Origin of the sequence: Ilumatobacter sp. (genome assembly GCF_039969435.1) — a bacterium.
Lineage (GTDB): Bacteria > Actinomycetota > Acidimicrobiia > Acidimicrobiales > Ilumatobacteraceae > Ilumatobacter_A.
Genome location: NZ_JBDVNU010000016.1, coordinates 26,931 through 33,469, shown reverse-complemented (window position 1 = coordinate 33,469; position 6,539 = coordinate 26,931). Strand labels below are relative to the sequence as shown.

Below are 6,539 nucleotides of genomic sequence, written 5' to 3'. Positions count from 1 at the left end.
GATGGTGGTCGCGGGGGCGATGGTGGTCGCGGGAGACGTGCCGGGCTTGCACGCAACCGTCGGATTCATGCCGTAGGGCACGAGGAGTTTGATCTTTCTGCCGTCGTGCGCCCGGTACCTGAACAGGCAGCTGTCGGCGGGCGTGCAGTCCTTCAGATCCACGTTGTGTGGCGTCACCACCGAGTACTTCCTGGAACCCCGTACGTTGTACTCGTCCCAGCAACCAGTGTCCGCGCTCGCTCCCTGAGTCGCAGTCGCACCGATCCCCCCGAGGGTCGCAATACTGGCGGCCACGATTGCAGTTGCGATCATCTGGTTCATGAGAGCGTCCCCTGTGCCGAGCGGTTTCGAGTCCGCTTCGATTGGTGGATCGGTCCTTCGGCCCCGCCGCACGCGACTTGAACAACTTGATGCACTGTTGAGGGCGACCGGCCGCAGACCGCAACGGCGCCGCGGTCAGTGGTCGAACGCCGCTCATCGTCAACGGGAGAGTGTCCCTGCCCTGACGTCAAGGAAGTCTTTCTCGTGTCGTCATTTGCTGACTTTCCGTCGGGATCGGGTCGGGTCGCTTCTGGAGTGTGACCGTGCTGCGGTTGTGCAACTGAGACGATTGGTGTCGCGAAGGGGACCATCCAACAAGGTCAGGGGGTTCGGTGACAACAGATCTCGAAGAGACTCGCCTCGAGGAGAGGCACGGAGGACTTCTCATTGACTGGGCATTCTTCGGATCACGTCCGGGCCGGCGCCGCTCGTCGGTGTCCGCCCGGAGCCCCAAACCGGGCGACCAAGGGATAGACGCCCGTGGTCCTACTGTGTGACGACGACGTTGTCCCAGTGCCAGGTGAACGTGATGTCCGACGGTTGGTCCTTCGTGGGTGTGTAGTTGTGGTCCTCGAAGATCACGCGGGCATCGGTCGGGAAGAATCCTGGGACCTCCCGGACGTACTCGGATGCGCCCTGGTCGATACGCACTTCGACGAGTCCGTTGCCGAGGTCGGTGATGCAGTGCTGGCGGCGAACGGCGACCGATGCCAGTCCTTCGGCATCGGCGTGCGCGTAGTACGGGTCGTTGTCGGCGAGCCCGCCGCTCTGCCAGATTGACAGTCCGTCGTACGGACCTGCAAGCTTGATGCCGAAGGTTTCCGGTGCATGAAGCGAGCCGGTGTCGTCGACTCCGATCGTGCCTGGTCCGGTGTGGGCGAGATGCAATTCACCGTCGATGGTTGCGATGGCGTCAGCCGGAGTGATGACGACCTCGGTCCACTGGCGGCCGCCCATGTCGGTGACGTTCTGGTCCCAGCAGACTTGCGACACGCGCTCGAAGACCTGCTTCGGAGAGAATGCAATCGTCGAGTAGCCGTCGACGTCACCCATCGACGTCATGAGATGTTCCCTGCAGTGGTACACACTGTCCGCCCTGTCGGACGCGGACAGTGTGCGCTTCTCGGTGGGGGGACCGCATGAGAGCCCGTGATCCCCGGGCCAGGTCTCGGTTCCGAGCTTCTGATTCCTCGATGCCGGGTAGTCGACATCCGGATCGTGATCGGACCGGTGGTGCACCTCGAAGTCGAATGCGTCAAGCGATGAAGGATCGTCGAAGGTTCCGCTGAATCCATTCGAGTCAGGTGCTGGCTGGTCGTCCGGCACTGCGGCCGGGGTCGTTTCGGCGGCCGCGATCTCCGATGTCGTAGGGAGCGTGTCGGACGGCTGGGTCGATTCAGAAGCGGGAACGAGCGCCCCAACGAACTCGCCGGACGCGTCGTTGTCTTCAGCGGTGCTGATGGCCAACCCGGCTGTGACGCCGGTGGCGAACAGCAGTACCGCTCCGCCTGCGATCAAAATCCGTGTTCGGTGTGTGCCCTGCACGTGGCCTCCCATGTCGTCTCGCCACGGCGAAGCGTATCCGAGTCCATCATCCTGGTGTCGTCAGTATCCTCGTGTGCGCCCGGTCCGCGGGCGCAGCGCGTCGCCGGTTCAGCCGAGGGGCCACTGCTACATTTGGATCGATGGCAGTGCGAGTAGGTTTCGTTCACCTCGCAAGCAACTCATCGGTCGAGTATCCGCTGCATCAGCGACTCGCCGAGTATGCCGATCCCGAGAAGATCGACGCATGGTTCCTGTGGCAGTCGGCGGCAAGCGGTCCGGAGGCGTTCGTCGAAGGGAGCCGATCGAGCGCCGATGAAGTGGACCGGACCAGGCACACCCTGATCGACATCGGCCGAGACTTCTCGATGCCGCACCGACTCACACGTCTGCGCCGCGCGTTGCTGATGGGACGGCGGCTTCCCGGCGGTGCTGTGCGCATCTGGCGATGGGCGCGCCGAGTTCGCCCCGACGTGCTGTACACGTCGCAGCAGACGATCGACCTCATCGTCGCCCGCGTGCTGAGTTCCTTGATCCGCAGACCGCACATCATCCATCTGAGCTATCCCATCGGGCCGTGGCTCAATCCGGCTGCGTTGCGCATCGCCAAGGCGAGCAAACGTTCGATCGCGGTCTCGGAGTTCGTCCGACTGGGCGCCATCGAGCACGGAGTCGGGGCGGCGTGCATTCACACCGTGCACAACCCTCTCGACCTGGACCGCTTCCGTGAGGCCAGAGACCCGGCGTACGTTCGCGAAGCTTTCGGGTTGGATCCGGATGCGATCGTGATCATCGCTGCCGCCCGCCTCGATCCGAGCAAGGGAGTCGACACACTGCTGCGTGCGTTTGCTCGAATGCAAGCCGACCATCCCGATCTCATCGTCGTCGTCTGTGGGCGTACGAACATGCGTGCTGATTACCCATCGGAACTCCGTCGCCTCGCCGACGAATCGGGTGCGAGTGACCGAGTCGTCTTCGCTGGCTTCCGCGACGACCTTCCGAAGCTGTTCGCCGGAAGCGACATCTTCTGCCTGCCCACCGTGAACGAGGCGTTCGGATTCGTTTTCATCGAAGCGATGTCGTCGGGGCTGCCCGTGGTCGGCTGCCGCTCCGGCGGCGTCCCGGAGATCGTGCGCGAGGCGAAGGACGGTTTCCTCGTTCCGGTCGAAGATCCGGAAGCATTGGCCGAGGCGCTCGAGTCGCTGGTGTCCGACCGTTTGCTGCGGGAGAAGATGGGAGCGGCGGCGACGGAGTCGGCACGTGCCCGTTTCGATCCTTCGGATCTCAGCGCTCGATGGCAGGGCGTCGTGGAATTGCTGGCTGAACCAGACTGAAACACCTGACGACCGATCCACCGAATTCGTGTCGCCTCATCGTCTGACGTACACGATGTTCTCACCGCGCAGCAGTATGTCGAAGTCCCGTTGGCCGAATGCCTCCTGGAAAGCCGCTGATGAGCGAGATCCGGGCAACATCCAATCGTGCGGCTCGATCATGACCACGAACACGTCGTCGAGCCATTCGAGGTGTTCCGAGAACAGGTCGTTCTCGAATCCTTCGATGTCGACCTTCACGATGAACAGGTCCGAATTTGGGCAGCCGGTGACGATGTCGTCGATCGTCACGATCGGCGTCGTACCCGTGTCGGATCGAGTGGTCCTGAAGCCCCACTCGTGGCCATGATCGGCGATGTCGACCGACCCCGACCGCGAGCCGATCGCCGCCTCGATCACCGCCACTCGGGAGCGCTCGGTGTTGTCCCGCAATACGCGAACGTTCGACGACTCCGGTTCCACGGCGACGATGTGCGCTGCCGGGTACGTGGATCTGAACCACAGTGCCGAGGCGCCGTTGTTCGCACCCCAAATCGATGATGAGGGGCGTCCGACCGTCCTCGACGATCTCGTCATAGCGGTCCATCACCGAGCGGCCCTGCGGGTACTCACCAAGACCGAATTGGAACTGCCTGAACACCTGACGGAACACATCGACGTCGCTGCTTCCAGCACGAAGATCGATCGTTCCAACGCCTCGCAGTGTGGCCGGCACTCCGAGCACAAGAAGGTGACGCTTGAGAAATCCAGGCCCCATGTACTTCGCGTCCTTCAGGTTCTCCATGAACCGACGGCGAAGCATCGAGTGATGCCAGTCGCCCCGATCCGGTCGCTGAAGCCGGTGATCGCTCGAAGGTCGGCGCGGCGTCACGCCGGTTGCTCGGGATCGATGAACTTGATGGTCGCCGGGTCGAAAGGTGATCTCAGACCCGCAGTGAACCCCTTCATCAGTTCCACCGGGCGGCGGAATCCGTTCGGTCGACGGCCCGACAGCACCTGTCGGGCCGGTTCTGCGATCCCGAACCTCCACAACCACGAGAACAGGAACATCAGTGCTCCCGGTTGTCGAGTCCGGACGTGCTTCGAGATCCCCCCGCCGACGCCGAAGAAGTCGCGGACGACAAGAGCGCGGAGTTCGGTGGAATTCCGGAAGCCGTCGTGGAGAACGACCGGTGCAGGGTCGTGGCGGACCTTCCACCCCGCGATCAGGGCCCGCCAGGACAGGTCGTTGTCCTCGGTCGATCCGAAGCGTGCGCCCGCACCCAACTCGTTGTCGAATCCACCGAGTCCCTCGATCGCCTCTCGTCGAACGGCCATACCCGCGCCCAAGCAGAGTCCGGAGCGAGCACGACTCCACGCTTGGCGAGCGGTGGTCAGTGTATGCGCCTCCTCGAACCGGATGTGCGGGGTGTAGCCGGGCTCACTGACCGGGACCGGCTCGACGTTGCAGAACACGACGGCGACCCGGTCGTCGGTGTTGATCGACTCGAGCATCAAGTCGAGCCAGTCGTTCGACAGGATGCAATCGTCGTCGGTCACGGCGATGATCGGCGCGGTCGTCATCGAGACCGCGAGATTGCGAGCTCGACTGAGGCCTCGCTGGTCGGATCGCACGTAGGTGAACCGGTCGTCGGTGAGGAACGGTGCGACCGCTTGCTCCGTCTCGTCGTTCGTGCTCTGGTCGACGATGACTGCTTCGAAATCGGTGAAATCGCTGGCCCGCAGCGACTCGAGCAGTGGCGTGATCCTGTGACCCCGGTCGCGGGTCGCGATCGCGACTGCACACCCGGGCACCGGCTGTGAGCCGGTCATCGAGGCGTCGATTTTGCGATCATGTCGAACCCGGTTCCCGAACGTGCCGGGTTCTCCTCGGTCTGGGGTTTGCCGATGGTCCAACCCACAGCGAGACTGTATCTCACGACCAGCGGGGGTGACCGCGAAACGACTGCTGATCACTCCGGGTCGTGTGGAGGTCCAGGCATCGAGTGTCGGGTCACTGACTAGCATGAAGCACTGCATGTCCGACGAAGTGCCCGCCCGACGCCTCGCTGCGTTGTCTCGCAGAGAAGCCGGTTCGCTCATCGACCTCCTGGTCGGCTCGGTCCGGGCGTACGGACTCGATGACCGCCGGGATGACCTGAGCCGACTGATCGCCCGTGCTCCCGTGGAACTTCTCCCCGAGGCCGCCGCTCTGCACCGAGTGTCCGGTGTCGTGCTCGAGTCGCTGCACGGCGTCCCGGGTGTTCCGGAGTCGACGCTCGAGTCGCTGGCGGGACGCCGTCGACTGGCCAGGGTGAATCACCTTAGGGCATCACAAGCGTTGCACGCGGTCGCCCGCGACTTCCGCACCGCCGATGTCTCCTGGGTCGTCATGAAGGGACCGGTGCTAGCGAGTTCGCTGTACTCGGATTCGGGCGACCGCGAGTACGGCGATCTGGACCTGCTGATCCGGCCGACGAATCTCCCGTGCGTGGTGGCCCTGCTCGAACAGTCCGGCTACGAGCACGACCTCAAGAACTGGCCCTTGGCTGAACGCTTCATGGCATCGGAGTTCAACATGTGCCGGGGCCCGATCGACATCGACGTCCACTGGCACTTCGTGTACTCGGCTCCGGATCGCCGCCGGTTCGATCTCGATCCTGTCGAGATGATCGATCGATCGGAAGAGCACGACGTTGCCGGGTTCAGCGTGCCGACGTTCGATTCGGTGGACATGCTGCTCCACCTCGCCTTTCACGCCTCCCGGTCAGGTGCTCATCGCCTCGTGTGGCTCAAGGACATCGAACGCTGCCTGGCCATCGAGACACCGGACCTCACCGAGTTGGTTCGCCGAGCGCGACGGTACGGGTGTGGCCCATCGGTCGCCGTGGCGCTCGATCGTGCGCGGCTGGTGGGGGCGAAGGTGCCGGAGAAGGTCCTCGCGGCCCTCGCAGACCGATCCCTGCTCGCCGCCGAGCGTCGGGTCAGGGCGATCTCGTCACCGCACCGTCTCCACGAGCACGACACACTCGCACGTCTCCTTGCACGCTCGGTACACGGCACGGCGCGCGCCACGGTGCAGGCGGCTGTGCCCCGCATGTGGAGTGCCGTGAGGCGGCGAGTGATCCAACCGCCCGTTCACGAGACGAGCGACGCGGACGAGCGCGATCACTTCCTCGGACTGGTCGCAGCGTCATGAGAGTTCGTGTCCCTCGTCGGCGAGGCGACGGCGAGGTACGTGTCGTGCGGTGTTGGGGGGGCGACGCACGCTGGGCGAAGCTCATCGAGGCTCACGAGCCACGCACCACACGTGTTGCGAGTGCGTTTGCTCGAAGCCGCTGGGAGGGGTGGCATCGCTCGTAC

The 6,539-nt window shown here is 64.0% G+C and carries 6 protein-coding genes; 2 read left to right on the top strand and 4 right to left on the bottom strand.

The features are described 5' to 3' along the window. Window positions 1–321: hypothetical protein (locus ABJK40_RS08920; RefSeq protein WP_348510236.1), on the bottom strand; the 321-nt coding region annotated here is incomplete at its 3' end. Between the two features lie 486 nt (window positions 322–807). Beyond that, the gene (locus ABJK40_RS08915) at window positions 808–1,383 is read right to left on the bottom strand and encodes a hypothetical protein (RefSeq protein WP_348480850.1); all 576 of its coding nucleotides are present in this window, start codon (window positions 1,381–1,383) and stop codon (window positions 808–810) included. A gap of 623 nt (window positions 1,384–2,006) precedes the next feature. Here ABJK40_RS08915 and ABJK40_RS08910 point away from each other — a divergent pair. Then, window positions 2,007–3,197: a glycosyltransferase family 4 protein gene (locus ABJK40_RS08910; protein ID WP_348480851.1), complete on the top strand. Its 1,191-nt coding sequence runs from the start codon at window positions 2,007–2,009 to the stop codon at window positions 3,195–3,197. A 36-nt stretch (window positions 3,198–3,233) separates the two neighbouring features. Here the strand turns inward: ABJK40_RS08910 and ABJK40_RS08905 are convergent, their stop codons facing one another. Further along, complete coding sequence (locus tag ABJK40_RS08905) at window positions 3,234–3,773, bottom strand: FkbM family methyltransferase (protein ID WP_348480852.1); 540 nt, start codon at window positions 3,771–3,773, stop codon at window positions 3,234–3,236. A gap of 291 nt (window positions 3,774–4,064) precedes the next feature. Continuing rightward, window positions 4,065–5,009, bottom strand: coding sequence for a glycosyltransferase (locus ABJK40_RS08900; protein ID WP_348480853.1), 945 nt, complete (start codon window positions 5,007–5,009; stop codon window positions 4,065–4,067). Window positions 5,010–5,214: 205 nt separating this feature from the next. Here ABJK40_RS08900 and ABJK40_RS08895 point away from each other — a divergent pair, with 205 nt between their 5' ends. Beyond that, window positions 5,215–6,375 carry a nucleotidyltransferase family protein gene (locus tag ABJK40_RS08895; RefSeq protein WP_348480854.1) on the top strand — a complete coding sequence of 387 codons (1,161 nt, stop codon included), beginning with the start codon at window positions 5,215–5,217 and terminating at the stop codon, window positions 6,373–6,375. The last annotated feature ends 164 nt before the right edge of the window (window positions 6,376–6,539 follow it).